This window comes from Parerythrobacter lutipelagi, assembly GCF_005434975.1.
Lineage (GTDB): Bacteria > Pseudomonadota > Alphaproteobacteria > Sphingomonadales > Sphingomonadaceae > Parerythrobacter_A > Parerythrobacter_A lutipelagi.
In genome coordinates this window covers 775,063-800,456 of sequence record NZ_SKCJ01000001.1, presented here as the reverse complement: position 1 = coordinate 800,456, position 25,394 = coordinate 775,063, and the positions used below count along the sequence as shown (strand labels likewise).

The window sequence follows — 25,394 nt, the reverse complement described above, 5'->3', positions numbered from 1 at the left end:
TCGGGCGCGTCAGAACATGCATCCAATCCTCGCCAGCCTGTTAGGCATCCTCGCCATCCTCGGCATCGCGTTCCTGCTCTCTGGCGCGAAGACAAAAATCAATCTTCGAGTGGTCGGTGCAGCCTTTGCCTTGCAAGCCGTTATGGCCTTGCTGGTGTTGCGTACGCCGTGGGGGGTGCAGGCCATTCAAGGGCTCTCGAACGGCGTCATCGCATTGCTCGATTTTTCCAAAATCGGGATCGAAGCGGTTTTCGGGCCAATGGATGCGAACCCTTTCACCAACACGTTTGTCATTGCCGCCCTGCCGGTGATCATCTTTTTTGCGGCTCTGGTTTCCATCCTCTACCATTGGGGCATCATGCAGCTCCTGGTGAAATGGGTTGGCGGTGCGATCGGCTGGATCACCGGTATCAGCCGCGTCGAAGCACTTGGCAGCGCTGCCAATATCTTCGTGGGCCAGTCGGAGAGCCCGCTGGTCGTCCGGCCTTATCTCGCCTCATTGCCGCCTTCGCGCCTGTTCACGCTGATGTGCGTCGGCATGGCTGGCGTCGCCGGCACGATCTTGGCCGCCTATGCCAGCTTCATCGGCAATGACGCGGTCCCGTTCCTGCTGGCGGCTGCTTTCATGTCGGCGCCGGGCGGCATCCTGATGGCCAAGATCATCATGCCGGACGATGGCGATTACTCGGATATTGTCGGCGATATCGAGCTGCCCGAAGCGCGTATCAGCGCAGAAGGCCCGGCGGCTATTACCGAAAGCGGCAAAGCGCATGAAGTCGAAGTCGCCCAAACGTTCGAGGAGGGCCACCGGCCCGCCAATGTGATCGAAGCTGCCGCGCAAGGCACTCAGACAGGGGTCAAGCTGGCGGTTGCCGTTGGCGCAATGGTGATGGTGTTCGTCGCGCTGGTTGCATTGGCCAACGGTATCCTTGGCGGAGTGGGCGGACTGTTCGGCTATCCGGACATCAGTTTTCAGCAGCTCCTTGGCTATGTCTTCGCGCCGGTGATGTATCTTATCGGCATTGCCGACTGGGAACAGGCGCAGGTGGCCGGCGGACTGTTCGGCACCAAGATTGTACTAAACGAATTTGTCGCCTTTATCGAGCTGGGGCAGTTGGAAGGCCTGACCGAACGCAGCCGCGCAATCGTCACTTTTGCGCTGTGCGGGTTTGCCAATTTCTCTTCCATCGCGATCCAGATGGCGGTGACCGGCGGACTTGCGCCAAATCAAAGACCGGTCATCGCAAGACTGGGATTAAAGGCACTGGCTGCCGGTTCGCTCGCCAATCTGATGAGCGCGGCGCTGGCGGGCCTGTTCCTACCACTTTGACGACCAACACTTTAAGAAAAGCATCATGACCGAAATCGCTTCTGTATCCATTGCCCGCCCGCTCGAAGAGGTTGCCGACGAGCTTGGCCGCAGCTTTTCCGAGTTTGGCTTCGCTGTGATCCGTGACCACGGAATACCCGCCGACCTGATCGCCAAAGCCGAAGAACTGTCGAAGCAGTTCTTTGCGCTGCCCGACGATGTGAAGCGCAAGTATCATATTTCGGGCGGCGGCGGCGCGCGCGGTTACACACCGTTCGGCACGGAGAAGGCGAAGGATGCCAAGGTCCACGACCTCAAGGAATTCTGGCATGTCGGGCGCAGCCTGGCTGAAGGGCATGCGCTCTCGGAATACATGCAGCCCAACGTCTGGCCGGACGAGATCCCGGAATTCAAGGAAACATTCGAAGCGCTATACGCAGCGTTCGAGGATGCGGGCGACAGGGTGCTGCGCGCCATCGCGATCCATCTGGGGCTGGAGGAAGATTTCTTCGTGCCGACCGTCGAGGACGGCAATTCGGTCATGCGTCTCCTGCGCTATCCTCCGCTCGAAGGCGAAGAGGCGGAAGGCGCGATCCGTGCTGCCGCGCATGGCGATATCAACACCATCACTCTGTTGCTCGGGGCTGAAGAAGCGGGCCTGGAGCTGCTGACCAGAAATGGCGAATGGCTGGCAGTCAATCCGCCGCCCGGCGCGCTCGCGGTCAATATTGGTGACATGCTCGACCGGCTGACCAATGGCAAGTTGCGCTCGACCACGCACAGGGTCGTGAATCCGATGGGCGAAGCGGCCTATCGCGCGCGATATTCCATGCCGTTTTTTCTGCATTTCCGGCCCGATTACGTCATCGAAACGCTGCCTTCCTGCGATGACGGTAATGCTCCGGAGCCGATTTCAAGTCACGAATTCTTGTTGCAACGCCTGCGCGAGATCAACCTGGCCTGATTCTCTAACCGCTTGCCTAACCGGGCCGGATTCGCGCCAGCGGAATCTTTGCAGAATCCTGTTGCATTGCAGCAACAGTCATAAGGCTCTGAAATAACGTCTTTTATTGACCGTCATTGCGCCTGTGTAAAAGTTTTGCCCTGGTTGTCATTGTCAGGTCACAAATTCCCCTTTTTCGCATCACCTATCGCATCTAGCGGGCGGGCAATTCCGATCCCACCCATTCGTATCGACAAGAGAACAGGGACCATCCGACCCATGAAACTCAAATATCTTCTGGCCGCCAGCGTCGTCAGCCTTTCGGCAACGGCCATGGTTGCCGCACCCGCCACCGCACAATCGATTACTTCGGGCGTTGAAGGCGAAGTCACTTCGACCACCGGCAGCGCCATCCAGGGCGCAACGGTTGTCGTGACCGACACGCGAACCGGTCAGAGCCGCACGCTAACCACGAGCGCCGATGGTACATTCCGCACCGCCTCGCTCGTCCCGGGCGGGCCATACACCATCACGGTTACGGCTGACGGTTACGAAGGCCAGTCGGTTGAAGGCCAGTTCATCACCGTGTCGGGTAACACCGATTTCACTTTCGAGCTTTCGGATGCCGCGGCTGGTGCGTCGGGCGACGGCTTTATTGTCGTCACCGGTGAGCGCGCCAATGTGCAGCAGCTTGCTGTCGGCCCCGGCACCGCATTCGGCGAAGCAACTCTCGAAGCTTTCCCGAGCCTGACCCGCGACGTTCGCGACATCATCCGCCTCGACCCGCGCGTGAGCCTTGAGCGTGACAACGAAGTCGATCGCATTTCCTGCCTAGGCGGTAATGATCGCTCGAACACGTTCACCGTCGACGGTATCGTCCAGGCCGACGTTTTCGGCCTGAACGGCACGCCTTTCGCAGCGCGTAACTCGCTGCCGCTGCCGTTCGACGTAGTCCGTGAAACCTCCGTTGAATTCGCGCCGTTCGACGTCGAATATTCGGACTTCACCGGTTGTCTCGTCAACGTCGTGACCAAGTCAGGTACCAACGAGTTCCACGGTTCGGCATTCTACACCTTCTTTGATGACAGCCTGCTTGCAGACACGATCATTGACGGTGACGGTAACGAGCGTCCGCTGTCTTCCGGCAGCGAGAAGCGCTGGGGTGCGACCCTTGGTGGTCCGATCATTCCCGACCGCCTGTTTTTCTACCTTGGTTATGAAGAGACTGACCTGGGTGATGCGAATGACGAAGGCCCGGTTGGCGGCGGTTTTGCCAATGAAGTCGATGCCATCAGCCAGGCCGACTTCGACCGTTTCGCGCAGATTGCGCGCGATGTGTACGGTCAGGACATCGGCGGCTATCCGCGCACACTGGAGGAAACCAGTGTCCGCTACTTCGGCCGTCTCGATGCCTACATCACTGACGATCACCGCCTCGAAGCTTCGTATCAGAAACTCAAGGAAAGCAATGTCGAGCCCGACTTCGGCGGCGATAATCTGGGCGGACTGAACTCCTTCGAGAATGAAGGCACGCAGTCGGATTACTACTCGGTCCGTTTGTATTCGGACTGGAGCGACTCGGTTTCGACCGAATTGCGCCTGAGCCGTTCGGAAGTATCCGACGTGCAGGGTCCGTTCGGCTTCGGTGAAGCACAGTCGGACAACCCGACTGTCCGCCTCGTCGTCGGTACCCGCCAGCCGGGTAATGACGGTATCCTCGGTAACAATGATGACGATTTCGGCGTTCTGAACACCGGCCCGGGCATTTTCCGCTCGGCCAACGCGCTCAATACCACGATCGACCAGGCGAAGTTCCAGATGAACATCGACGCTGGTGCAGGCCACCTGTTCAAGATCGGTGCCGAGATTAACCAGTTGGAAGTCTACAACCTTTTCGCAATCAACGCGACCGGTTCGCTCTACTTCTCCAGCCTCGACAATTTCGAGCAAGGCATCGTCAATCAGGGCAACCGCTTCTTCCCGACCAACGAACAGATCGTTCGCGGTCAGGGTTATGGTGCCGACATCAACGCCACGCCGACCGGCGACATCAATGAAGCGGCAGCAACTTTCAATCGTACGATCTATTCGTTCTACGCACAGGATGAGTGGCAGGCGACTGATCAGCTGACGATCAATGCCGGTCTTCGCGTCCAGTTGTACGATGGCGACACGCCGCGCGCGAACCCGTCGTTTCTGGACCGCGTGGGCTTCTCGAACGCCAATCCGTTCAGCAAGCTCGACCCCGTCCTTCTGCCGCGTTTCTCGGCAACCTACGAGTTCGATAACGAAGGCTTCCTGAGCAGCTCACGCCTGACTGGTGGCGTCGGTATTTTCTCGGGCGGTGACCCGGTGGTCTACTTCTCGAATGCGTTCTCGAACAACGGCTTCTCGACCGCGCTGGGTACATCGCTCGACTGCGGCGCTGCTTTCCCGGCGAGCGTGGTCCAGAATGGCGCATTCACCGGCTTCCCTGACTGTGTGCGTGCCGGCGGCAGCGCCGATGCGGCAGTCGGTGGCGGTGACGTCCAGTCGACCAATCCGGACTTCGACGTACCGACCGTGGTGCGGGCCAATATTGGTTTCTCGAGCGATATCGGGACCGACACCGGCTTCTTCAGCAACTGGAAGATGAACCTCGATTACATCTACTCGCGGTTCAACGACACGCTGAACTTCGTCGATCTGGTCCAGACGCCTGACGTTCGTACCAACGGCGGCTTCACTGTCGACGGTCGCCCGATTTACGCTGCGATCGACAACACCTTCCCGGGTTGCGACGCGTCGCTGGTCTACGCGGGCGGCACTCCGCCGGTGTGGAACAATGTCACTGCGGCCTGTTTCAGGAACACCGCCAACGGCCGCAATGCCGGCGTGGATGATTTCATCCAGCTGACCAACGGTCCAAGCTACGACAGCCACATCGCATCATTCCTACTGTCGAAGAACTTCAGTGAAGGCATCTTCACTGAAGGCGGCAGCGTGGCATTGCGCTTCGGCTATGCGTTCACCGATTCGAACAACAACCGCAACGTCGGCTCATCGACCGCGACTTCGTCTTACGACGTGACCGCCGCTTTCGACCGCCAGAACCCGGCTGTCTCGACCTCGAACTACGAAACCCGCCACAACATCACGGCGGCTGTGAGCTTCAAGGAAGAGTTCATCGGTGACTATGCAACGCGCCTCGGGATCTACTTCCGGGCACGTTCCGGTCGTCCGTACAGCCTGACTTTCGACGGCGGTGCGGTGTTTAACGACAGCTCGTCGGGTTCAGACAATGCTCTGGTCTATGTGCCGTCAGGCGTGGGTGACCCCAACGTTTCGCCGTTGAGCGATCCGGCTGCGGTCCAGTCACTGATCAATTATGTTGCGGCTTCTGGCTGTGATTTTGAGCCCGGTCAGTCGATCGAACGCAACACCTGCCGTAACCCTTGGTCCTATGACCTCGACCTGCGCTTCAGTCAGGAACTGCCGTTCCTCGGCAGCCTGACCGGCTTGGTCGACGATCGAATCGAATTGTTTGCGGACTTCGACAACTTCCTTAACTTTGTCGACAGCAAAGCAAACCGCGTGAAATTCCAGCGGGAATTCACCGATGTGGTCGATGGCGGGGTCGACGGCAATGGTCGATACATCATCTCGGGCTTCAATCCGGATGACGATCAGTTCGTGGCGATCTCCAGCTCGGCCTGGAAAATTCAGGTCGGCGTTCGCTACGAGTTCTAATCGAACCCGACAGCCCAACTCCTACCAAACAGGCGGCGGTCCCTTCGGGGGCCGCCGTTTGTGTTTGCGGATCATGCGGCGGCGAGCAGTCTTTCGGCCAGATCGGCCCGGCGTCCTGACGAAACCCCGTCTTCGCGCAGCGCCTTCTCAAAGGCCTTTGCGCGGTCGCCCAGTCCTTCCTCTCCGAACATGCCGGCCGTACCGGCAAGTTTGTGCACTGTGCGGGCAAGTTCCTCGATCGTTTGCGCGTCGTCGAAACCCTGGCGCAAGGTCGCGGCCACGGCGTCGAGTGCCTCTTTCCGGCGCTCCCGCCAGCGTTCCTCGAGAGAAGCTGACTTCTCCGGATGAACAAAGTCGTTGGTTGGTTGCGGCGCAACTTCGCTGCCAGCGACTACGGGCAGCCATTTGACCAACGCCGCTTCAAGGTCGGCCAAGGCCAGTGGCTTCGCCAAATGGCCCTGCATGCCGCTGTCGAAGGCCGCCCGGATATCATCTTCGAACGCATTGGCTGTCAGGGCCACAATCGGCAGCATATCTGCGTCTATTCCCAGGCTGCGGATCGTCTGTGTCGCAGTGTATCCGTCGCATTCGGGCATTTGCACATCCATCAGTACCAGCTGATACGGCCGCCCGCACGATTGCGCCGCCATAACTCGGGTAACGGCTTCCTGCCCGTCTTCAGCAATGTCGATCTCGAGCTGGAACCGCTCCAGCATGGCAGCAACAAGGATGCGGTTGATGTCATGATCTTCTGCCAGCAAGACGCGAGAGCCTGGTATGACGCACGCCTGCACGCTTTCCATGGCTGCTACATCTGAACGAGCCTCTACGTCCGAGGCTTCGACCAACGGTAGCCTTAGCGCAAAGCACGATCCGGTGCCTGACACGCTTTCGACCGTTAGCACTCCGCCGAGCAATTCGGTCAGGCGGCGGCTGATCGAAAGCCCCAGTCCGGTTCCCCCGTATTTGCGCGCAGTGCTGTTTTCCGCTTGCTCGAACGGATTGAAAATGTCTTCCAGCCGGTCCGGTGGAATTCCGATACCGCTGTCTGCGACCTTGATGATAAGAGCGGGCCCGTGGCGCGCCACCGATAGCTCGACCGCACCTTGGGTGGTGAATTTTACGGCATTGCCCAACAAGTTGAGCAGTATCTGTCGTAGCCGCAAGCTGTCACTCATAATCGCATCGGGAACATTGTCGGCCACGCTGTGGAGCATTGCGACACCCTTCTGTTGCGCAGTTGGCGAGTGGAGCCGCACGCATCCTTCGACCAAGTGCCGCAGCGACAAGGCTTCTGGCCGAATCGCGATTTCGCCCGCCTCGATCTTTGAAATGTCGAGAATGTCATTGAGCAGCAACATCATGTTCTTGCCGGAATCGCGCACCAGCTCGGCGTGCTGGCGTTGACCGCCGGTCAGATCGCTTTCCAGCAACAGGTCGACAAAACCCAGAACCCCGTTCATCGGCGTGCGGATCTCGTGGCTCATATTCGCCAGAAATTGTGATTTGGCGAGAGCGGCGTTTTCTGCGTGGCGCCGCGCCCTGATCAGCTTGCGTTCCAGCAGCACCCGCTCAGTTACATCGCGATAGGAGACGATGATCGAGTCCGCTTGTGCGGTTTCCGCGTCTCGCACCAGTGTGCAATTCGCCTCAATGTAAACCGGTTTGCCCTGATCATCGTCGAGCACGCGGCGATAGGTCAGCCGCTCGCGATCCGTCTCGCCTTTCATGAGGCTTTGCTGCAGCTCCGTGATCCGCTCTTTCTCGTCAGGATGAACACCGTCATTCGCCGGTTTACCGACAAAGGCCTCTGCTGGCTGGCCGAGTACTTCTTTGACCGAGGCCGATGCGAATATGCAGATGCCGCTCATGTCGAATTGCATAACCGCATCGGACATGTTGTTGGTCAGCAGGCTGATCTGAGCCTCGCTTCGCTTGAGATCCGCGAGAATATTCTTCTGCCGCTGGAGCGCGGCGGCAACCGGCAGGCCTGAAACAAAAGCCGAGGCGAGAAACACTTGCAATACGACCAGTTGGGTCTCCAGCGAATGGTCGATCAGGTGGATTGGCCCGGTGCCGCTGTATGTGCAGAGAGTTGCGACCACCCCTACCTTGAAAGTCGAGAACGCCGTGCCAAGGCTGCCCAGCCGAAAAGCATGCGCAATCACCACCATGGGAACGAGGAACAGCAGGGGGAAGTCGGTCTGGAAGAAGACGGCTGTGGTAAGCGTCGTTCCGGCGATCGTCAGAAATATCCACTCGTAGGCTTCGCGCCGCGTCGGCAGGCGCGGATCACGCATCGCCTGAAGGAATATCAGGAGCACCGGGGCGATGATAATCATGCTCAGGCCATCGGTGCCGGCCCATTTGACCCACCCGGACAAACCGTATTTGCCAAGCGTCGCCATCGAAGCTGTTGCGGCCACACAAGGCGCGGCCACCCCTGCCAGCAAGACGAATTTCGCCAGATGATCGATCCGGCGCATATCGGGCAGCGGGGCGATGAACCGCCGCGAGAGCATGACGGCAAGCGTGATCTCCAGCGTGTTGCTAGCGCTCAATATCGCTGCGGTGCTTGGTATGTCTCCGGCGGCAAGGTTGGCCGAGATATTCCCGATGAACAAAGTTGCAAGGACCGGAATTTCGCGCTGCAGGCGCAGATGCAGCAGAAATGCGACGGCGATGGCGTTCGGCACCCAGATCATCGCGATCCGGCCATCCCCGCGCGTCAGTTCAATAGAGGTATAGGCGACAAGAGCGAATGCCAGCCCTCCGCCGAGCAGCAAGACGCAGTTCCACGCCGCGTTGCGTAAATCGATCGACACCGGATTTTCGGCAGTTCGGAACATCGCCAGCCTCCTGACGATTGGTTATAGGCGGGGATGGTCGGCAAATTGCTGCGACGGATATAGGTGATTGTGCGCAATGGTAGAGGATGCAGGTCAGAGTTTCACGACGATCAAGCGCAAACCGCGTCCGGGGATGATCGCCTTGATCGTTCTCTTCCATATCGTCTTTCTCTATGGGCTTGCGCGTTTCCTTGCCCCCGGCGCTGTCCAGTCGGTGGAGCGCAGCGTGGTCGAAGCCGTTAGCGTGACGGTAACGACGCGCGATGCCACTCCGCCAGAAGACGACCCCGAACCTGACGAAGGCGCGGCGGGCGCGCCGGGTGAACGGGCGACGCCCAAGCCGGTGACGGCACCAGACATGCCGCTACCCCTGCCCAAGAAAACGCCTGTGCCCAAGGCATCCTCCACCGGCACTGAAAGCCGGTCGGGCGCGCGCGACAGCGGGGACGGGACCGGCGCATCCGGTGACGGACTTGGCACCGGTTCCGGCAATCAAGGCGGCGGACAAGGCAACGGCATCGCCAACAAGCCGTCGGTCCGTTCGGGCCGGTTGGACCAGGCGCGCGACTTTCCCGTGCCGGAAGGCGGGCGTTCAGTCCGGTTCGGCAAATCTGTCACCGTCGTCTTCACCGTCGCCACCGATGGCCGCGCCAAGAACTGTTCGGTTGCCCGCACACAGGTTGATGCGGAGGCAACGGCGCGTGTCTGTCCACTGGTGATCGACAAGATCCGCTTCAACCCCGCGACCCGGGCAGATGGCACGCCGGTCGAAGCACGCTATGGCTATCGGGTCGATTTCAACGGACGATGATGATGAACGGTGCGGTAACCGGATAGCAAGGCACCAGCGCTATGCCTCCTTTCGCGAAGGAACTGACGGCAATGAGCTCGAAAATACATCCGGTGATTCTGTGCGGCGGCAGCGGCACGCGGCTGTGGCCGCGCAGTCGTGCGGCGCGCCCGAAGCCGTTTCTTCCTCTGCTGGGTAAGCGGACGCTGTTCGAGCAGACCCTCGATCGCACGACCAATCCGGCCATTTTCGGTCCCGCTACGATCGTTGCGGGCTCCGCCCACAGGGATCTGATTGCCGGACAATCCGGTGCGGCCGAAGGCGTGCGCAGGATCGAAGAACCGGCCGCGCGCAACACGGCGCCCGCCATCGCTCTTGCCGCTCTGCTTGCAGACGAAGATGACATTCTGCTCGTCTGCCCGAGCGACCATCATATCGCCGACCCTCAGGCGTTCGCTGTAGCGGCGGAAAGCGCCGCCGCGTTGGCAGAGGAAAACTGGCTGGTGGCCTTCGGGATCGAAGCGGCAGCGCCGGAAGCCGGCTACGGCTATATCAAGCGCGGAGACCCAATCGCCGGTGGCTATGCGGTCGACCGCTTTGTCGAGAAGCCCGATCTGGAAACGGCGCGAGGCTTCGTCGAGAGCGGCGAGTACAGCTGGAATGGCGGCATTTTCTGCCTGAAGGCCGCAACCTTTCTTGAAGAGCTGGCGGCCCAGCGGCCGGCCATGGCGGATGCTCTGCGGCAGTCGGTCGAGCGCGGCGAAGAGCGGGACGGCATCTTCCACCCGGATGAAGCAAGCTTTCTTGCCATTGACGGTGAATCGATCGACTATGCGGTGATGGAAAACACCGACCGCGCCGCGGTGGTTCCGGTTGCGATGGGCTGGTCGGACATCGGCAACTGGCAGGCGCTGCATGCGGCAAGCGAGCGCGATGCGGACGGAAACAGCGTCAAGGGCCGGGCGCAGCTGGTCGATTGCAGCAATGTTCATGTGCAGACCGATGGGGCGCGCGTCTCCGCCATAGGGCTGGAAGACGTAGTCATTGTTGTCGACGGGGACGAAGTGCTGGTGACCACCGCCAGTGGTGCACAGAAAGTCGGCAAGCTGAAAGGCGCTGCGGGCCAGTGAGCGCGGTGCGCCGCCTGCCGATCCGCGAGGTCGCCAAGGTCTGGGGCAGGGATCGCCTGCCCGAACCCTTTACTACTCCAGCAGGCGAACGAATCGGCGAGATCTGGTTTGAACCGCAGCCGCCGGTCTCCGGCCTGCTCGCCAAATACCTCTTCACCAGCGAGAAACTGTCGGTCCAGGTCCATCCTTCCGATGCGCAGGCACCCGAAGGGCTCAGCGGCAAGGAAGAGTGCTGGCTGGTGCTGGATGCGGAACCGGGCGCGGCGCTGGCCATCGGGTTCGACGAACCGCTGGACCGCAAGGCAATGCGCGCGGCTGCGCTTGACGGCTCCATCGAGCAGCTGTTGACCTGGCACGAGGCAAAGCGCGGCGATTTCTTCTACCTGCCTGCCGGCACAGTCCACGCCATCGGTCCCGGCCTGAGCCTGGTCGAGATCCAGCAGAACAGCGACATTACCTATCGGCTGTACGATTATGGCCGTCCGCGTGAATTGCATCTCGACCAAGCGTTGGCCGTGGCGTGCGGCGAGCCTTACGATGCGGCGCTGCGCAGCCATGTCGATTTCAGCCAGAATGTTCGGCTGGTCGACGGCCCGAAGTTCACGCTCGATCTGGTGGTTTCTGCGCAAATGCCGACCGTCGATGGACCGTGTCTGGTGATGCCGCTCGAAGGTGCGGTTACGCTGGCGGGGGAAACTCTCGGGCCGGGCACGTGCTCTGCGGTCGAGGACGTTTCGCAAATCTCGCCATCCGCTGACGGGAAGCTCCTGATTGCCACTGCCCTGACCTGATTCCGAATTGCGTCGGTTGCGACTTGGCCCGAACATCGCCAAATGCTCCGTCAGCAACCTCCAACGCGGAAATTCCCGAATGATCGCACAGACCATCCAGCTCGCGCTTGCGCCGGTGTTCGTCCTTGTGGCGATCGGCAACATCCTCAACATCCTCACCAGCAGGCTGGCGCGGGTGGTCGATCGCAGCCGCGAACTGCGCCGTCTGCATGGCGAGACCGAAGATGGCGAACACGATATGGTGGTGGTGGAAATCCGCATCGTTGCGCGGCGGATTTCGCTGATCGGGCGCGCCATGCGGTTGCTGGTGATGTCCGGCCTCAGCATCGGCCTGACGGTGGGCCTGCTGTTTGTCGAGGAAATGGCGGGCGCGCGGCTGCAACAGATTGCCGCCGGGGCGTTCCTCGTGTCGGTAGGCCTGTTGATGTGGGCTCTGCTGTTGTTCCTGCGTGAAACACAGGTTGCGGCGGAAAGCCTGCGCATCCCCGAGACGTTTCTGGAACTGGACCGGAAACTCTAGAGCAGCTTGACACTTGCTTGACGAAGTTGACACCGTGTCAAGCGGGCGAATCTGCCCTTAACTATTGATATTGTTGAGATAAACGCCCTTTCGGCACCTTGACGCTTTGAGTGGAGCCCCCCGGGGACATGGTCAGGGCGGTCCACTCCTGATGGAACCTGCGGCGCGGCAAAAGCGGATGACCGGAAAACATCCCTGCACGATAGCGACCGCGGAACGTGTAGGAAAATGCTTTGGAGCAAAACCGGCTTCGCACGGAATGCCTCTAGCGAGTGTTTCCAGTCACAACCGCGCGCCTGTCCGGTTTCAGGCGACGCATCGCGGTAGCTGAATGGCCGTTGATGGGTGGGAAGCTGCCTGTCTGCTTTTGGCCTGCTAAATGGCGGAATCAGACATTAAAGCGAGCTCACTGGCATGGCAGCATTGCGCCCCAATCCAAGACATCGCCGTTCGAGATCTTAGTCCCCAAGAGCTGACGTTCTCCAAGGCCATTCCGGCCAAGGAGAATAGCAATGACGTATTCACATTTTGATCCTGCAACTCAAAACCGAGTGCCTTGGAACTTTGGAGCTAAGATCGGTCCCAAGCGTCCATTCAATCAGAAGCAGATCTGGGCGATCCGTTTCTTTCTAGACCGAGAGGAGCGTATCCGAGATCGCGCGCTGTTTGATCTGGCGATTGATAGCAAGCTACGAGGCTGTGACCTTGTCGAATTGAAGATCGGCGATTTGGTGAATGGTCCAGAAATCAGGTCACGAGCGACAATCACGCAACGCAAGACAGGTCGACCTGTTCAGTTCGAGATTGCGGCGGACGCGCGTGCAAGTCTGTTCGCCTGGCTGGAGCTCAGAGGCGGTGACGTAGAGGACTTTGTCTTCCCGAGCCGGGTTGATCCGGTTCGTCACTTGAGCACGCGACAATACGCTCGGCTTGTTGATGAGTGGGTTGAGGCCATTGGATTGCGGCCTGAGGAGTACGGCACCCACTCGCTGCGCCGAACAAAGGCTTCGATCATTTACAAAGCGACGGGCAACATCCGAGCAATCCAGATATTGCTCGGTCACTCCAAGATCGAAAACACGGTGCGCTACCTTGGCGTCGATATTGAGGACGCCCTCTCTTTAGCGGAGAAGACCGAGATCTGACCACTGCTGGACGCCAGTCACAAGCTGGCTGGCGTCCGCAATTGGGGTGGTATTTGCCCTTTCTCGAATGCTGAATTCGTCACGACTATCTCCTGAAAACGATCTCAGGCTCCTACCGTGTTAGAGGCCAACCTCTCTCACCGACGATGAAGTTGGGAGTTATCACGCAATTCTAATTTGGTGCTGCGTCATTCCTGGACTGACCCCACGCACTGCGGAAGGTGCTTGGAGAACGTCCCATGCCTTCTTTCGGAGAGAATCACGGAGGGGTTCGCTATCTGTTATCTTGCCGGGGATTCGAGTGAGGGAGCTTGAGATTATCGAAGGCTACAAGCCAAGTTCCTCAATCTCCGCTCTCTCGGTCTTCAACCGCGCGCGGATGGGATCAATCACCGCACGGATCGCTGGCAGATTACGGATCGGGTCGAATAAGGGATCGTCCTTGAGCAGGTTGAAATTCGTCGGATCGATCGTTGCATAGGAGTATGGCCAAGCAAATCCAGGGAGGGACTCGACGATTTCAATTGCTGTCTTCTCGTCCCCAATCAATGCTGCATACTCCAGCTGAATAATCTTCTGGTCGAGCCAGTTGAGGTCGGCGATGTTCCATCGTGTCATCACCTTTTCCAAACTGTCGAGATGTTTCGCCACCTCGCTCTCCCGGCCGGCACGGCGAAGCGCAAGAACCAGATAAACCGAGATATCAGGGATCACACGCTCGGGCTGGCCTGTTGCGTCAGCAAACTCAAGGTATGCGTCATGGTCGGGAAAACGGGCGTCGTAGTCTGCCAGCAGTTCTTCATGACGGTCATACTGGAGGTAGAGCGGAAGAGCGCCCTTAACAAAGTTCATGTCATCCCATGCACCTGATCCGGTCAGATCGAATTCGCGTAACACTTCGCGCGAAGGCAATCGGGCTAGGTCAACTTCATCCATTACGCTTGCAGGAGCCTTGTTCCGAGGCCAAACGATACCGTCCACTTGAGGCATGCCGAGCAGTATTCGTATCGAACGATCCTGCAGGTCCGAACCCCACATGCGTTCTGATTCAGTAGCGGTGCGAACGGCGTTTTGCATGAGGCGCATGTAGCCGGAAAGATCGCCCTGCAGCCGCGCGAGCCGCGCCTCGGCGAAAAGGCGCTGGCTCGGCGTTACCGCCGCAGCGATGACGTCGCTTTCCATTTCACGGGCGATGTCCAAATTGCCAAAATGAGCCGCCATGTCTGAGCCCATCCAACTTGCCGGCCAAAGCGGATCAATTTCAAGCAATTGTCGATGGCTCGTGAGCGGATGACCTCCTTCGAGGATGAATTTGCGCTGGGTCACCCCGAGCCAAAACCAGCCTTCGGAGTCGCCTGGGTCAAGCTCGACAGCGCGTTCCAATTGACTTAGCGCCTCATCCGCATCCTCGCTCGAGATGCCCATTACTTTCATCGCCTCGATCGTATCAGGATTTAGATCAAGCGCTTGCCGGGCGATTTCTCTTGCCTTCGCTACACTTTGTTTGCGCTCCTCGAATTCAAATGCCGGGTAGAGAAACTGCGCTTTCGACAGAGCACCCCATCCATCGGCAAATTGCGGGTTGCGCGTAGTGACCTGCTGCAGGATCTCCAGCGCAGCCTTTCGCTGGTCGTTACCGCGCGTCTTGAGCAGCCCCAACCCCACGAGGTAGAGGCGATAATCTCCCGCAGAAATCGACGTTGGTTCCTGCTCACCCTTCACTGGCCGGCTCAGCGCAGTGGTTATCGCACGCGCTGTTCGAAAGGGGAGGTGCTCGACTTCGTCGGGAGCGCTCTGGAAGGACTGTGAAAAGAACTCCTGTCCGTTCTCTACGTCCACGATCCGAACCTGAAGCGACGACCGCTCTACGTCGGTCGTGAAATTGCCAATCCACACGTAGTCAGCGTTGAGCCGTTCCCCGATTTCCGTTGGCGAAATGCCCTGATCGACGAGAATTTGTGCACTCTCACTGGCAGTGACTTGCATCGCACCGACCTTGGCGAAAGCAGACCGAAGTTCCGCTTCGAGGCCGCTTGAGTAGATAGGATCTACGCCTTCTTCGATCTCTAGTGGCAGCATTGCCAACCGAACCTCTTCGATCCCAGGATCTGCGGCAGGCCTCCACCACAAGATGGCACTTAGCAGCAAGATGAGCGTTGCTCCCACCGTTGCGGCGACCAGCGCGTGAGACCGCAGTGATCGCGCAGCCGTTTCGGCAGGGCTGCTCTCAGGATTTAGGCTTGTCCGGGGTTCATCTGACTGCCCATGGAGGAGCAAGCGATAGCCCACTTTGGGTATGTTCTCGACGACAAGGGCTTCACCGGCCACCTCCTTCAAGCCGCTGCGCAACACCGAGATCACTCGGTTGATCGATGTGTCACCAACGATCCGTCCTTCCCAGCAGCGTTCAATTAAGTCGTCTCGCGAGAGGGTGTTTCCAATCGGATCGGACAGAGCAGTGAGGACCTGCATCACCTTCGGCTCGAGCATGACTTCCGCCAGCGGACCGTAGATCTTTCTGACTGAGGGGCGCACGGTCACAGGACCAAGTTCGAAGTCGCCATGATGCGCGAGGTCGATTTTCTGCGACCGCGCCTTAAGCACTTCATCCGAATTGATCGTCTGATCGTTCATGCCACCTGCCCCTCGCGTACACACTACAGTGCAACTTTCTTATCGCAAATAGACCGCGTTCTCACCGCGAATTCCGCAGAATTTGGCAGAATGGGCGCAATATAAACTTTTCATAAGGTCAAAATCACTGAAATTGCTGTGTTTGTGTGCAGCGCCATAAGGCCAAATCGGTCACTTTCATTCTCGTCCAGCAGGCAGTTCGGGCCGATCCGATCAGCGCTTCAGGCCGGACGCCCGATGAATACGCGGTAATCTCGCCGCACATTTGAGGAGAATGAAAATGACGAAGTCCCTAACCGCAGCTGCAATCGCTCTCGCTGCAATCGCTCTGCCCGTTTCGGCCGCCCAGGCGAATGAAGGCGCAACCGTGCAAGTCAGTTATGCAGACCTTGATTTGAGCGGCAAGGCTGGTCAGGACATCTTCGACCGCCGCATCGAACGTGCGATCGAAAAGGTTTGCGGAAATTTGACTGGTCGTCCGACATTCGATTCGTCGATTCGGAATTGTCAGCTTGAGACGCGAGCGGCTGCCAAGCCGTCGCGCGACCTCGCAGTCGCAAACTACGGCAATGCGCGTCTTGCGCGCTCCGACCGCCAGATCCGCTTCGCCGTGAAATAGGCGGGGCCGCAGCCAAAAGGCTGGGCGGCACCTGCAAGGACTGGACACCTCGAAGGACTGTCCGCTCAACCTCCGATACCGGGCCGCTAGTGTCCCCTTGCGGCCCGGTATCATACACCCACCAAAGGCCGCGCTAGTTGCAAGCGCGGCCTCTTTAATGATCCAGATCAGAAGCTAGCGTCGAGCCGGACCGAAAATGTTTGGGGATCGCCCAATACACCGAACTCGGCGCCGGGCCTCGCTGCAGTCAGGAAGGTGTAATAATTCGCGTCGAAAAGGTTTCGCGCTAATAGGCTGATCCTGAATCCTTCTATCGCGTAACCCAGCCTGGCGTTGGCAGTAAGCCGCTCGCAACAGCGGTTAACAGCGAGGTTGGCGCTGGAATTAAACTGGCTCGAACGAAAATTTACATCGACCCCACCAAACATCCCGCGCGCAGGCTCGTGCGCGAAGCCGAGATTGGCGGACCAGCGCGATGAGAACGGAAAGCGATTTCCGTTGAAGTCGGGACTATTGAATTCCGACACGGGACGCGCTGGATTAAAACGGTCGTTGGGGAACTTGTCGAATTCGGTGTGCGCATAGCCGATCGCCCCGTAAAGCTCCCAGTCCTCAACAGGCTCAAATGCTAAGTCTGCCTCCAAGCCCCAAATTGTCGATGCGCCAGCATTTTCGATCGAGAAGACAAATGGGAAATCGGCCCGCGGCTGGCGAACCTGCTGGTCCGACCAGTCGGCGTAGTAGGCGTTGGCATTGAAGCGTAATCGACCGTCTAGCAACAACGTCCGGAGTGCCAACTCGTAATTCCAAAGATATTCCGGTCCGAACTCATTCACGCGGCCGTCGATCACGTCGAACACTCCACCACCCGCCTGATAGGCGCGCTGGACCACGAAGGAGACGTTTGCATTGTCATTCAAAGCCCAGCGCATGCCAATTCTCGGTAGCCAAGCATCGTAAGAAGCCGCGATGCTTTCGCTTTCGGATCCGAGAAAGCCATTCAGGAACGCGAGATCAGGTGGCAGCGGCGCCACCGAAGTAGTCAATGCAATCGATGCGGTATCAAGTTCTTCGTAATCGTATCGGAGGCCAAGGAGGAAATCGAGATGGTCGCTCAACGCGATCTCTGCTTCGACAAAGGCCGCATAGTTGCGCGTATCGATCGAGAAATCCGAATCGCGGGCCAGCCTCACATCGAAAGGGACGCTGGGTACGAGGAAAAAGAACGGAATCACGAAATCGTCAGTTCGCGCTTCTCTGAGGTCGTAATAATACCCGCCGACTACGCCGGCCCAGCTCTCGCCCGCGAATGCAAGGCGCAATTCTTGCGTGATGATCCGCTCGTTACCAGTACGCTGGCTGAAAGACAGCGGCGAGGGCGTGTTGTCGCCGTCGAGCTGTCGTGAATACACTGTATCCTGATACGTACTTATGAGCCTCAATTGCGCGGCAGGATTGATATTCCATGAAGCGTTCAGCGACTGGATGAAAGTCTCTGTACTCTCGAGACCGGGCAGGTCGTAGGCGACTTCGCGCATCACCTCGCCGGCACGTAAAGGCACGCCGGGATTGCCGTTTGTGGCGCTCACCCCGCTTTCGCCGCGCAGATTGTCGGTGAAGCTGGTGCTGGTAACAATCGAGATGTCCGCAACCGGTTCGATCAGCAGTTTCAGCCGCGCCGAGGTCAGGCGCGAGGGGTCGGCATGGCCGCCAAGGAAAGAATTGGTGACGAACCCGTCGCTTTCGAGCCGATTGATTGCAATCCTGAAAGCAAAGCTGTCGTCGATGATTGGTCCGCCGCCGGCGATGGCGGCCTGGTAAGTACTGGCTTCGCCAGCTTCGGTACGCAGGTCAAGTGACCACTTGTACTGAGGGTCGCGGGTTCGGATATAAATGCCGCCGGCCAGAGCGCTCCTTCCGAAATTAGTTGATTGGGGCCCGCGAAAAACCTCAACTTGCTCCAAGTCCCAGATGTCGGTCGGGCCAAGCGCGGTCGTGCGGTTGCCGAGCGGCGAATCATCCACAAAGATCAGCAATGTCGATCCCCGGCCGCTGACCCCACGCTGGTCCACGCCGCGAATGGAGAAACTGCGATCGCCGACGGTTGCTGAAGCGTTCGCAACGCGGTTGATCGTATCGGACAAGTCACGTCCGGTTTCGCGAAGCAATTCTTCTCGAGTCACGACCCGAACGCTGTCGGTCGTTTTCTGAAGGCTGCGATCCATCTTCTGACCGGTGACAATAATGACCGGTACATCATCGTCGGGATTTTCAACATCGGCGTCGACTTGCGCATGCTGCGCATGGGCCGCGCTAATTGAAAGAATCAAAGCCGAATAAAGCGAGCACGTCCTCGCAAGTGGAAAACGCATATTGGCACCCCTAAACAAAGAAGGTGTCGCTATCCCTCATCAAGACTAGCAGCACACCGACATTGTCCCCCTGTCGTTCAGACTGCCAAGTTCCTGAACGAATTGCAATTGTTGCTTTGCAAGCGATTGCTTCGGCACGTGCTAGGTTCCTCACATGGGAGAAATTCGGGCCAAGACGGGTTGGCGACCGACCGCAGTCTGATTTCCCTTTGCTACGCTCGAGTGACTGCGTCCTCGATGTCGACGCCGAGATAGCGAACCGTATTTCAATCTTGGAGTGGCCGAGCAAGAAATACGTCGCACTTATCTTGTCTGCCGCCTCGTGAATGAAAGAATATTTTGCGCGGCACGGTGAATTGTACTCCTCAGTTCGGAGGACATTTCGCTTAATCCACTCATCAGCCAGTCGTGTATTTTTGCGCACAATGACATGCGGTGTGTGATCGAACTGACCGAGAAAAAATAATGTCCGACGGAACTACCTCGAGGTTGAAGCCAGGCGAGCAGACTTACTATTGTGTCTGAAGTTGTACGCCAATGGGTCGCATCGAGAGCAAGTCATTTTCCATTCTTTGGGGGGAAGGACCTAGGCGTACGTCCGCTTTCAGTGACAAAATTAGGGGAGAGCTTAGGCTTGGATTGGGGCGCTAAGCGGACGCCGGAATGAGCTTAGCTCAATGACCGCCTCTGGGTGGAAAGCGGACATTCCGGCTACAACGATTGCGGTAATTTATAGCGCTAATGTAGAATAGCGCAGCAAGCTTTCACTTCACCAACTGAGTGCCGTCGAGATGTCGATAAATCCAAAGTCCCGAGTTTCTCGCTTGTCGGAGATGGAGTTTTTAAAACTAGCGGATTTCAACCAAGGCCAGGTTGGCGTGTTTTGGTCCGAGCCGGGAGGGCCAAGCCCGTGGGAGATGCATCCTGACACTGACGAAATGCTCTATATCTTAGAAGGCGCAATTGACGTGGAGGTACTGCCCATCAATGGAAGTGAAGGTGAAACGAATTCATTACGCTCAGGAGAATTCTGTATTATTCCGCGAGGATGCTGGCATCGGCACATCATTTTAGAGAAGACCCAAGAGCTTTACATAACCCCAGGGGCATCGATGCATTCGACCGATGCTGATCCACGATGAACCATCCGTATCGGGAAGCATGCTAGCTTAAAGCTGTTTTATTTTTTAGGGCATTGGGTATGAGTCCCGGTAAATCACTCGTCTCAGAGTTGCTCTAGAATTACTCAATAATCGAAACGGTTCACTCGGTTTCGTTTTGCTTTAATCTCCGAGCTATCAAGTTACTCACTTCGACCAAATTTCCGTCGGGGTCGTGGAAGTAAATCGATTCAATCAATCCTGTTGCTCCGTCTCTCTCCACCGGACCATCAATAATCGTGATGCCAGAAATCTTAAGAGCATCGGCAAACTGTCCAACCGGTTGGTCGGAGAGAACGCAGAAATTGCCGGTCCCTGGCAATGTGTTTTTGGCAATTTCAGGAACGCTATCAAACTGCTGTATGCTGATCTTGTTTGAACCGAAATGTAGAGACCATTTCCCAGGCCTTTCCTCTCTCCGAGCCATACCAAGCATTCGTTCGTAAAACTGCAGGCTCGCTTCAACGTCGCGCACACTTAGCACGATGTGGTCTAATCCGATTAGCGACATGAGCCTACTCCTACCAAAGATAAGGTATTAGACGCTTGACCGCCAAGTCCGCAATTGGGTCGTTAGCGGCTGGTCCGCTGTCAAGCATCGCACCCCTCATTGCCTAGGCTTCCGCACATTTCGGCAGCCGTAGTGTTGAGTATTACCGATTGCCTCCATCGCAATTGTTCGACATCATTTTCAGGTCATTACGGTAGACGCGGAGGCCGACAATGAAGATGCACATCAAGAGCGTAATGGTGGACGATCAAGCAAAGGCTCACGAGTTCTACACCGAGGTCCTTGGCTTCCAGACAAAGCACAACATAGAACTTGGCGAACACCGCTGGCTCACACTGGTGTCTCCTGAGGAGGAAGACGGGGTTGAACTAGCGCTAGAACCGAACGAATATCCCGCTGCAAAAGCGCTCCAGGCATCTCTTCAAAAGGACGGTATCCCGTGGACGCAGTTCAGTGTGACTGACATCCAAGCGGAATATGAAAGACTCCAGCAGTCAGGTGTCGCATTTACTGGTCCTCCAATGGAAGCTGGGGGCTTTAAGTTTGCGGTCTTCAACGATACCTGCGGCAACTTGATCCAGTTGATTGAAGTAAAAGACTGAATGACCGCAATTGGGTCGTTTGCTGGAACTGTGAGCGCTTCGCTACACATCACCCGAGGCTGACTTCGCTGCGAGCACATTTGCCAATTCATCGAGCGCAAGTGGCCAATTCTCGGCGTGCGCACTGCGAGAGTCTTCAGAGACGAAGCCGGAATGGTGGAGTTTCAATAAGGTCTGTTCGCCTGAAGGGATCAAGTCGATCCTCAATACCGTTTCAGCACCGCAGGTTCCTTCCTGCTTTCCATTCCCGGTTAGCCATGTGGTCTCGACCATCTTGTCAGGCTTAAGCTGCAGGAACCGGCCGTAGTGTGGATGCCGCCCCCAGTCGTCGCGATTGTAGAAGAACCACGCGCGCCCCTCTTGCGGCTCCATCGATAACGTGCCTGGCTGGGCAAACCAGAGCTCGAACCCAGTCGTCCAGGCGTCGTAGAGCGTCGCAGGGCTTGCATTGAATGAATGCCTCGCTTTAGCGGTCAGCGTCGGTGCACAGATCGCTGGGAGGGGAATGGAGGGCATGAGCGTATTCTAGAGTTAGTCACGCGTAGTGCCAGCGGAATTACTTCAGAACTCGATTCCAGTCGCGCCGGTCCTCATGCCGGGTGAGATTGTCTTTCGCACAGAAGAGGCGCAGAATGCGACCTCCTTGGAGGAAACGTGCGGGTGGAGGTTAATGCTATGAAACACGCAGGAAAGACGCCTTGGCACCTTTGGCTGGCCGGATCTTTGGCCGTCTTTTGGAACGCGTTTGGCGCTGTCGATTACACCATGACCCAATTAGGTAACCAGGCGTGGTTCGCTTTCATGGGCTTCGACGATGCCACCACTGATGCGATGCTTGAGTTTCTTGGCGCTGCCCCGGCATGGGCAGATGCAGTCTGGGCGCTTGGAGTGTGGTGCGGCCTGCTCGGATCGCTCCTGCTGCTGGCACGGAGCAAATGGTCTGTTTGGGCTTTTCTCGCATCGATCACTGGGGTGATCGGCTCGATGATCTATCAGGCGAACGTGGATTATCCTTCGTCTCTGGCAGACGTGGCCAGCTCTCCAATCATGTATATCGTGCTTGCGGTTGCGTTGGGTTTGCTTGGCTATGCTTGGGCCATGAGCAAACGCAGCGTCCTACGCTGAAGTTGTCGCAGTGCCATCCTGACCTGCAGAGAATCTGGGTTCGTCCATTCATCCAGATCACACTAGCCGCGTGTCGGGGGTTCGGGTCCATCCTCCGATGCCGCAGCAACAAATTGCTGTGCAAAGCCCGCACGTGGCAGCGGATTGTGCTGACGTCCGGAATTGGGTCGTTTGCCGACAGGCCGGTTTTGTCTCAAAAGTCGGATTAGCTGCCAGTCCGCTTTCGGAAAATCCAAGGCGCGGCTGGATGTCCGTTATGGGGTGGAAAGCGGACAACTGATTACCTCAGCAATTAAACCCAGTAGCGCCTTTTGGTGTGCACACAACGTAAACACCATCCTCGCTTCGACTTAGCTTGAATTTGACCGGACTTTTCTCGGATAGGTATGTGTGATCGAAGTATTTGATCGTGATCACGCGTTCAGAAACACTGCCACGCAGAACTTCCGACACATGCAGGCGAGCAGTGATCAATCCTTGTCCGACGACATCATCTGGAAGGTCCAAGGCCTCGTAGCTCAGGTTTTCGAGCCGACCGACAACTTCAACTTGATTCGCATTGGTACCGATACCAGGTGTGGCACAGCCGGAGACTGAGGCAGTCAACAGGAGGAATGGTGCCCTCATAATCATACGAATAGCTCACAAAACCGTCGCTCACAGGCGCCATCGTATCTCTAAAGCTAGCAATGGCATAGCCAGAAGACTGCTGCAAATGTCTGCAACTGGGTCGTTACCCGAAAGTCGGCTTTCGAGGTCACGGTGCGCTGAAAGCAGTCGTCTCGCGACACCTTCGCGCAGCTTCTTTGGGCCGCAAGCCCTAGTCGCCCTTGTCGCCCGGCCCCTCGAGCATCTTCGTGCCCTGTTCCTTGAAGCCTTTCGCGATCATCGGTTCGACGAAGCTCAGCATCATCGGCAGCTGGACTTCGAACACCATCTGGCCGTCCTCGACATCGACGTGGCCCTGGATTTGCTGGCCCATGGCGCCAACCATCAGCGCCAGCCGGTCATCGCTGACCCAGTCGCTTTCCACCGTCGCGCCGGGGAAAGGGATATGATCGACGATCTCGCCGGTTCGTTCGCGCAGGCGTTTGCGCACTTCTTCGCGCGGGAGGTTGTGGGGTACTGCAACGCGCATCAGCTTTCGTCCTTCTTGCCCTCGTCCGGCCCGTCGATTTCGCCGCCGTATCTGTACTCGAGATAGCGGGTGCGGATCGCCAGATCGTCGAGCGAGCCTTCGGCCAGTTGCCGGGTCACGCTGTCGATTTCCTTCGATATCTTGCCGAGGCTTTCGGTCAGCTGTTCGTCGGGCGTTGCGCCGGCGCGTTTCTCATCGCGCAGGTGGCGCGGGATCTTGTTGTAGCTGTCGACTGTCTCGGGCAGAACTTCACCCACCAGCTTGCGCACCTCGCGCGTCGCCGGGTGCTCCTGATCGACCGTTTCCAATTGCAGGCCGAGCGCGTCGAGCTGGACGCCCATATCCTCGACAATGCGCGCGGCGGGCGCGGGCAGGGCGGGGCGCTGGCTTTCCAGCCACAGCTCGGTCCGGCCGACCATCTGGCGCACATTCCCCTTGTTGAGATCGGCGCGCTTGGGGACTTTCATCTTGGGGAAGACGCCCAGGGCGGCCGTTGCGGCGATGATCGCAATCACTGTGATGACCACGCCCCAGAACCCGATGCCGTTCAGGATCATGCCGGCAAAGCTTGCCGCGATCATGATGCCGAACACCGCCAGCAGTACGCGGATGAGCTTGCGCATCAGGTGCTGCGACTTGAGGCTGGCCGAGCCCTGGCCGATCGACTTCGCGCGCCGGTGACGCCCGCCTTCGCGGTTGTCGCGCAGCACCATTGCGCTGTCCTGCATGATGCGGTCGCTGTCTCGGGTGAGGTCGTTCATTGCGGTCAGATCAGCTTTCGATGCTCAGCAGCTTGGATTCGCTGATCGAGTTCTGCGCCTGAGCCTGCCCTTCGGCGCGGGCGATATAGCCTTTCGATTTCTCGACTTCTCCTGACAGAGCCTCGACCGTCTGCTTCATCGAATCGAGCGCGCGCAGCTTGAACGTGTCGACCTCGTCCATCGTGTCGTAAATGTTCTGGAAGGCGCGCTGCAGCGTCTCCAGCGGGATGGTGCTGGCCGCGGCCTGTTCATGGATCTTGCCGGTCTGGTCACGCAGCATGGTGCTGGTGCTGTCGATAATGCCTGCGGTGGTCTGGTTGAGCGCGGTAATCTGGCCGAGCACGAGACGCTGGTTTGTCATCGCCTCGCTCACTGTCACTGCGGTGCGCAGCGCGCCGACTGTCGTGGTGCTCGCGCGATCGACCCCTTTCACCAGTTCGACATTGTTCTTCTTGACCAGATCGAGCGCGAGATAGCCTTGCACGGAAACCGCCATTTGCGTCAGCAGGTCCTGCGTGCGCTGGCGGACATAGAACAGTGCGGTCTCCCGCACGGCCTTGGCTTTCGCCGGGTCGGTCGCGTCGAGTTCATTGGCTTTCTCTTCGAGCTTCTCATCGAGCGTCTTGGAGATGTGGATCATCTGCTCGAGATTGCCCATCGCTTCCCACAGCTTGGCACGTTCGACATCGATCGCGGCGTTGTCCATCAACAGCTCGTCCTTGCCGTTGCCGAGCTTGTTGAGGATATCCTGGATGTGGGTTTGCGCGCTCTGATAGCTGCGGAAGTAGTTGGTCAGCTTGTTGCCGAACGGAATGATGCCGAGGAATTTGCGCGGTCCGGTGATCTTGCCGCGCCGGCCCGGATCGAGATCTTCGACCACCCGGCGCAATTCGGCGAGGTTCGCGCCGACACCTTCGTCCTGATCCATCGCGCGCAAAGGGCGATCGAGGAAACGGTTCGACTGTCCCGCCGCCGCCATGATTTCCTTGCGGCCCATATTGGTCAGCTGGTCGACCTTCTTGCCAAACTCGGGCGAATTCGCGTCGACCGAGATGAGGTCGGTGACGAATCCGTCGACTTTCTCCTCCAGCTTGCTCTTCACTTCTTCGCCGACCGGAACGAGGCCGGCGGCCTTTTCAGGCGCGACTTGCGGCACCGGATCGGGCGGTGTCAGCTCGAGATCCGTCTCGGTCGCGGTGGCCGTTGGCTTCTGGGTTTCGGTCGGTGTCATTCCTGCTCTCTTCTCCCTGCGGACAACCGCCCGCG

The 25,394-nt window shown here is 58.1% G+C and carries 21 protein-coding genes; 13 read left to right on the top strand and 8 right to left on the bottom strand.

Translation table 11 applies throughout. The features are described from left to right. The first annotated feature begins 16 nt into the window (after positions 1-16). The 3 genes from E0502_RS03910 to E0502_RS03900 all read left to right on the top strand — a co-directional run bounded on the left by E0502_RS03910 (position 17) and on the right by E0502_RS03900 (position 5,981). Positions 17-1,330, top strand: a complete 1,314-nt coding sequence (locus E0502_RS03910) for a NupC/NupG family nucleoside CNT transporter (RefSeq protein ID WP_137676635.1) — start codon at positions 17-19, stop codon at positions 1,328-1,330. Between the two features lie 25 nt (positions 1,331-1,355). Then, a complete protein-coding gene (locus E0502_RS03905; RefSeq protein ID WP_137676634.1) occupies positions 1,356-2,273 on the top strand; it encodes an isopenicillin N synthase family dioxygenase in 918 nt (305 codons plus the stop codon). Between the two features lie 258 nt (positions 2,274-2,531). Then, positions 2,532-5,981, top strand: coding sequence for a TonB-dependent receptor (locus E0502_RS03900; RefSeq protein WP_137676633.1), 3,450 nt, complete (start codon positions 2,532-2,534; stop codon positions 5,979-5,981). Between the two features lie 71 nt (positions 5,982-6,052). On the opposite strand, the gene E0502_RS03895 is transcribed toward E0502_RS03900, so the two are convergent. Continuing rightward, positions 6,053-8,830 (bottom strand): ATP-binding protein, encoded by a 2,778-nt coding sequence (locus E0502_RS03895; protein WP_137676632.1) that lies wholly within the window; start codon positions 8,828-8,830, stop codon positions 6,053-6,055. 76 nt (positions 8,831-8,906) lie between these two features. Between E0502_RS03895 and E0502_RS03890 the strand changes: the two genes are divergently transcribed. The 5 genes from E0502_RS03890 to E0502_RS03870 all read left to right on the top strand — a co-directional run bounded on the left by E0502_RS03890 (position 8,907) and on the right by E0502_RS03870 (position 13,206). Then, entirely contained in the window at positions 8,907-9,641 is a 735-nt protein-coding gene (locus tag E0502_RS03890) for an energy transducer TonB (protein ID WP_137676631.1), read from the top strand. A gap of 71 nt (positions 9,642-9,712) precedes the next feature. Further along, positions 9,713-10,750 (top strand): mannose-1-phosphate guanylyltransferase, encoded by a 1,038-nt coding sequence (locus E0502_RS03885; RefSeq protein WP_137676630.1) that lies wholly within the window; start codon positions 9,713-9,715, stop codon positions 10,748-10,750. Beyond that, positions 10,747-11,541, top strand: coding sequence for a class I mannose-6-phosphate isomerase (locus E0502_RS03880; protein ID WP_420813466.1), 795 nt, complete (start codon positions 10,747-10,749; stop codon positions 11,539-11,541). Before E0502_RS03885 ends, E0502_RS03880 begins: the two co-directional genes overlap by 4 nt. Positions 11,542-11,620: 79 nt before the next feature. Beyond that, positions 11,621-12,061 (top strand): DUF2721 domain-containing protein, encoded by a 441-nt coding sequence (locus E0502_RS03875; RefSeq protein ID WP_137676629.1) that lies wholly within the window; start codon positions 11,621-11,623, stop codon positions 12,059-12,061. A gap of 512 nt (positions 12,062-12,573) precedes the next feature. Further along, positions 12,574-13,206, top strand: coding sequence for a tyrosine-type recombinase/integrase (locus E0502_RS03870; RefSeq protein ID WP_137676628.1), 633 nt, complete (start codon positions 12,574-12,576; stop codon positions 13,204-13,206). Between the two features lie 327 nt (positions 13,207-13,533). Here the strand turns inward: E0502_RS03870 and E0502_RS03865 are convergent, their stop codons facing one another. Further along, positions 13,534-15,840 (bottom strand): winged helix-turn-helix domain-containing protein, encoded by a 2,307-nt coding sequence (locus E0502_RS03865; RefSeq protein ID WP_137676627.1) that lies wholly within the window; start codon positions 15,838-15,840, stop codon positions 13,534-13,536. 146 nt (positions 15,841-15,986) lie between these two features. Between E0502_RS03865 and E0502_RS15385 the strand changes: the two genes are divergently transcribed. Continuing rightward, the gene (locus tag E0502_RS15385) at positions 15,987-16,109 is read left to right on the top strand and encodes a hypothetical protein (RefSeq protein ID WP_275668348.1); all 123 of its coding nucleotides are present in this window, start codon (positions 15,987-15,989) and stop codon (positions 16,107-16,109) included. 11 nt (positions 16,110-16,120) lie between these two features. Beyond that, positions 16,121-16,459 carry a UrcA family protein gene (locus tag E0502_RS03860; RefSeq protein ID WP_161593698.1) on the top strand — a complete coding sequence of 113 codons (339 nt, stop codon included), beginning with the start codon at positions 16,121-16,123 and terminating at the stop codon, positions 16,457-16,459. A gap of 167 nt (positions 16,460-16,626) precedes the next feature. On the opposite strand, the gene E0502_RS03855 is transcribed toward E0502_RS03860, so the two are convergent. Beyond that, on the bottom strand, positions 16,627-18,789 hold the full coding sequence (locus E0502_RS03855) for a TonB-dependent receptor (protein ID WP_240048846.1): 2,163 nt from the start codon (positions 18,787-18,789) through the stop codon (positions 16,627-16,629). Between the two features lie 833 nt (positions 18,790-19,622). Here E0502_RS03855 and E0502_RS15440 point away from each other — a divergent pair. After that, positions 19,623-19,973 carry a cupin domain-containing protein gene (locus E0502_RS15440; RefSeq protein ID WP_137676624.1) on the top strand — a complete coding sequence of 117 codons (351 nt, stop codon included), beginning with the start codon at positions 19,623-19,625 and terminating at the stop codon, positions 19,971-19,973. Positions 19,974-20,094: 121 nt separating this feature from the next. Here E0502_RS15440 and E0502_RS03845 read toward each other — a convergent pair whose 3' ends face one another. After that, a complete protein-coding gene (locus E0502_RS03845) occupies positions 20,095-20,502 on the bottom strand; it encodes a VOC family protein (RefSeq protein WP_137676623.1) in 408 nt (135 codons plus the stop codon). A 212-nt stretch (positions 20,503-20,714) separates the two neighbouring features. Here E0502_RS03845 and E0502_RS03840 point away from each other — a divergent pair, with 212 nt between their 5' ends. After that, complete coding sequence (locus E0502_RS03840; RefSeq protein WP_137676622.1) at positions 20,715-21,104, top strand: VOC family protein; 390 nt, start codon at positions 20,715-20,717, stop codon at positions 21,102-21,104. A 42-nt stretch (positions 21,105-21,146) separates the two neighbouring features. Here the strand turns inward: E0502_RS03840 and E0502_RS03835 are convergent, their stop codons facing one another. Then, positions 21,147-21,620 (bottom strand): SRPBCC family protein, encoded by a 474-nt coding sequence (locus E0502_RS03835; RefSeq protein ID WP_137676621.1) that lies wholly within the window; start codon positions 21,618-21,620, stop codon positions 21,147-21,149. 159 nt (positions 21,621-21,779) lie between these two features. Between E0502_RS03835 and E0502_RS03830 the strand changes: the two genes are divergently transcribed. Further along, positions 21,780-22,229, top strand: coding sequence for a hypothetical protein (locus E0502_RS03830; protein ID WP_137676620.1), 450 nt, complete (start codon positions 21,780-21,782; stop codon positions 22,227-22,229). Positions 22,230-23,049: 820 nt separating this feature from the next. On the opposite strand, the gene E0502_RS03825 is transcribed toward E0502_RS03830, so the two are convergent. From E0502_RS03825 to E0502_RS03815, 3 genes are read right to left on the bottom strand one after another with little or no spacing between them, the layout of a single operon-like run. Further along, positions 23,050-23,367, bottom strand: coding sequence for a polyhydroxyalkanoic acid system family protein (locus E0502_RS03825; RefSeq protein ID WP_137676619.1), 318 nt, complete (start codon positions 23,365-23,367; stop codon positions 23,050-23,052). Then, a complete protein-coding gene (locus E0502_RS03820; RefSeq protein ID WP_137676618.1) occupies positions 23,367-24,128 on the bottom strand; it encodes a hypothetical protein in 762 nt (253 codons plus the stop codon). The genes E0502_RS03825 and E0502_RS03820 overlap by 1 nt, the downstream gene beginning before the upstream one ends. 10 nt (positions 24,129-24,138) lie before the next feature. After that, on the bottom strand, positions 24,139-25,359 hold the full coding sequence (locus tag E0502_RS03815; protein WP_137676617.1) for a toxic anion resistance protein: 1,221 nt from the start codon (positions 25,357-25,359) through the stop codon (positions 24,139-24,141). Positions 25,360-25,394 lie beyond the last annotated feature (35 nt).

Bases quoted from the DNA above. Each gene is read 5' to 3' on its own strand.
- E0502_RS03910 (WP_137676635.1), top strand. From the start codon at position 17: ATGCATCCAATCCTCGCCAGCCTGTTAGGCATCCTCGCCATCCTCGGC.
- E0502_RS03900 (WP_137676633.1), top strand. From the start codon at position 2,532: ATGAAACTCAAATATCTTCTGGCCGCCAGCGTCGTCAGCCTTTCGGCA.
- E0502_RS03845 (WP_137676623.1), bottom strand. From the start codon at position 20,502: ATGTCGCTAATCGGATTAGACCACATCGTGCTAAGTGTGCGCGACGTT.
- E0502_RS03905 (WP_137676634.1), top strand. From the start codon at position 1,356: ATGACCGAAATCGCTTCTGTATCCATTGCCCGCCCGCTCGAAGAGGTT.
- E0502_RS03835 (WP_137676621.1), bottom strand. From the start codon at position 21,620: ATGCCCTCCATTCCCCTCCCAGCGATCTGTGCACCGACGCTGACCGCT.
- E0502_RS03840 (WP_137676622.1), top strand. From the start codon at position 20,715: ATGAAGATGCACATCAAGAGCGTAATGGTGGACGATCAAGCAAAGGCT.
- E0502_RS03890 (WP_137676631.1), top strand. From the start codon at position 8,907: ATGGTAGAGGATGCAGGTCAGAGTTTCACGACGATCAAGCGCAAACCG.
- E0502_RS03860 (WP_161593698.1), top strand. From the start codon at position 16,121: ATGACGAAGTCCCTAACCGCAGCTGCAATCGCTCTCGCTGCAATCGCT.
- E0502_RS03885 (WP_137676630.1), top strand. From the start codon at position 9,713: ATGAGCTCGAAAATACATCCGGTGATTCTGTGCGGCGGCAGCGGCACG.
- E0502_RS03830 (WP_137676620.1), top strand. From the start codon at position 21,780: ATGAAACACGCAGGAAAGACGCCTTGGCACCTTTGGCTGGCCGGATCT.
- E0502_RS03865 (WP_137676627.1), bottom strand. From the start codon at position 15,840: ATGAACGATCAGACGATCAATTCGGATGAAGTGCTTAAGGCGCGGTCG.
- E0502_RS15440 (WP_137676624.1), top strand. From the start codon at position 19,623: ATGTCGATAAATCCAAAGTCCCGAGTTTCTCGCTTGTCGGAGATGGAG.
- E0502_RS03815 (WP_137676617.1), bottom strand. From the start codon at position 25,359: ATGACACCGACCGAAACCCAGAAGCCAACGGCCACCGCGACCGAGACG.
- E0502_RS03820 (WP_137676618.1), bottom strand. From the start codon at position 24,128: ATGAACGACCTCACCCGAGACAGCGACCGCATCATGCAGGACAGCGCA.
- E0502_RS03870 (WP_137676628.1), top strand. From the start codon at position 12,574: ATGACGTATTCACATTTTGATCCTGCAACTCAAAACCGAGTGCCTTGG.
- E0502_RS03875 (WP_137676629.1), top strand. From the start codon at position 11,621: ATGATCGCACAGACCATCCAGCTCGCGCTTGCGCCGGTGTTCGTCCTT.
- E0502_RS03825 (WP_137676619.1), bottom strand. From the start codon at position 23,367: ATGCGCGTTGCAGTACCCCACAACCTCCCGCGCGAAGAAGTGCGCAAA.
- E0502_RS03895 (WP_137676632.1), bottom strand. From the start codon at position 8,830: ATGTTCCGAACTGCCGAAAATCCGGTGTCGATCGATTTACGCAACGCG.